Origin of the sequence: Shewanella sp. Shew256 (assembly GCF_002196695.1) — a bacterium.
GTDB classification, from domain to species: Bacteria; Pseudomonadota; Gammaproteobacteria; order Enterobacterales; family Shewanellaceae; genus Shewanella; species Shewanella mangrovisoli.
This window is the reverse complement of the sequence record NZ_NAJR01000035.1, coordinates 1-2,500: the sequence shown is the minus strand read 5'-3', so window position 1 is coordinate 2,500 and position 2,500 is coordinate 1. Positions and strand designations below refer to the sequence as shown.

General features: G+C 52.1%; 1 rRNA gene (cut by a window edge). It reads left to right on the top strand.

The window, feature by feature from the left end:
- Window positions 1–2,479 (top strand): 23S ribosomal RNA (locus B5P39_RS24145); it begins 414 nt to the left of the window's first position.
- The last annotated feature ends 21 nt before the right edge of the window (window positions 2,480–2,500 follow it).

Here is a 2,500-nt window from a genome sequence, read left to right as displayed (position 1 = left end):
CTAAATACTCCTGACTGACCGATAGTGAACCAGTACCGTGAGGGAAAGGCGAAAAGAACCCCTGTGAGGGGAGTGAAATAGAACCTGAAACCGTATACGTACAAGCAGTGGGAGCGGTTCTTGAGACCGTGACTGCGTACCTTTTGTATAATGGGTCAGCGACTTACGTTTTGTAGCGAGGTTAAGCGAATAGCGGAGCCGTAGGGAAACCGAGTGTTAACTGCGCGTTTAGTTGCAAGGCGTAGACCCGAAACCCGGTGATCTAGCCATGGGCAGGTTGAAGGTTGAGTAACATCAACTGGAGGACCGAACCGACTAATGTTGAAAAATTAGCGGATGACTTGTGGCTGGGGGTGAAAGGCCAATCAAACCGGGAGATATCTGGTTCTCCTCGAAAGCTATTTAGGTAGCGCCTCGGACGAACACCTTTGGGGGTAGAGCACTGTTAAGGCTAGGGGGTCATCCCGACTTACCAACCCTTTGCAAACTCCGAATACCAAAGAGTGCTATCCGGGAGACAGACGGCGGGTGCTAACGTCCGTCGTCAAAAGGGAAACAACCCAGACCGTCAGCTAAGGTCCCAAAGTGTATGTTAAGTGGGAAACGATGTGGGAAGGCTTAGACAGCTAGGATGTTGGCTTAGAAGCAGCCATCATTTAAAGAAAGCGTAATAGCTCACTAGTCGAGTCGGCCTGCGCGGAAGATGTAACGGGGCTAAACATACCACCGAAGCTACGGGTGCAATCCATTAGGGTTGCGCGGTAGAGGAGCGTTCTGTAAGCCGTTGAAGGTGAAGGGGTAACCCACACTGGAGGTATCAGAAGTGCGAATGCTGACATGAGTAACGATAAAGGGGGTGAAAAACCCCCTCGCCGAAAGACCAAGGGTTCCTGTCCAACGTTAATCGGGGCAGGGTGAGTCGACCCCTAAGGCGAGGCCGAAAGGCGTAGTCGATGGGAAACAGATTAATATTTCTGTACTTCCGCTAACTGCGATGGAGAGACGGAGAAGGCTAGGCTAGCGCGGCGTTGGTAGTCCGCGTTTAAGGTGGTAGGTGGGTGACTTAGGCAAATCCGGGTCACTATACACTGAGAGCTGATGACGAGTCCCCAAGGGGATGAAGTAGTTGATGCCATGCTTCCAGGAAAATCTTCTAAGCTTCAGGTTAGCGGGAATCGTACCCCAAACCGACACAGGTGGTCGGGTAGAGAATACCAAGGCGCTTGAGAGAACTCGGCTGAAGGAACTAGGCAAAATGGTACCGTAACTTCGGGAGAAGGTACGCTGCTGTTGGTGATGGGACTTGCTCCCTAAGCTGACGGCAGTCGCAGATACCAGGTGGCTGCAACTGTTTATCAAAAACACAGCACTGTGCAAAATCGCAAGATGACGTATACGGTGTGACGCCTGCCCGGTGCCGGAAGGTTAATTGATTGGGTTATCGCAAGAGAAGCTCATGATCGAAGCCCCGGTAAACGGCGGCCGTAACTATAACGGTCCTAAGGTAGCGAAATTCCTTGTCGGGTAAGTTCCGACCTGCACGAATGGCGTAATGATGGCCACGCTGTCTCCAGCCGAGACTCAGTGAAGTTGAAATTGCGGTGAAGATGCCGTATACCCGCGGCTAGACGGAAAGACCCCGTGAACCTTTACTATAGCTTGGCACTGAACATTGACCCTACATGTGTAGGATAGGTGGGAGACTTTGAAGCGGGAACGCTAGTTCTCGTGGAGTCGTCCTTGAAATACCACCCTTGTAGTGTTGATGTTCTAACTTGGGCCCCTAATCGGGGTTAAGGACAGTGCCTGGTGGGTAGTTTGACTGGGGCGGTCTCCTCCCAAAGAGTAACGGAGGAGCACGAAGGTTGGCTAAGTACGGTCGGACATCGTACGGTTAGTGCAATGGCATAAGCCAGCTTAACTGCGAGACAGACACGTCGAGCAGGTACGAAAGTAGGTCATAGTGATCCGGTGGTTCTGAATGGAAGGGCCATCGCTCAACGGATAAAAGGTACTCCGGGGATAACAGGCTGATACCGCCCAAGAGTTCATATCGACGGCGGTGTTTGGCACCTCGATGTCGGCTCATCACATCCTGGGGCTGAAGTCGGTCCCAAGGGTATGGCTGTTCGCCATTTAAAGTGGTACGCGAGCTGGGTTCAGAACGTCGTGAGACAGTTCGGTCCCTATCTGCCGTGGGCGTTGGATGATTGAGGGGAGTTGCTCCTAGTACGAGAGGACCGGAGTGAACGAACCGCTGGTGTTCGGGTTGTCATGCCAATGGCATTGCCCGGTAGCTATGTTCGGAATCGATAACCGCTGAAAGCATCTAAGCGGGAAGCGAGCCCCAAGATGAGTCATCCCTTGGACTATAAGTCCACTAAAGAGCCGTTCGAGACTAGGACGTTGATAGGTCAGGTGTGTAAGCGTTGTGAGGCGTTGAGCTAACTGATACTAATGACTCGAGAGGCTTAACCATACAACCCAGATGGGTTTTACT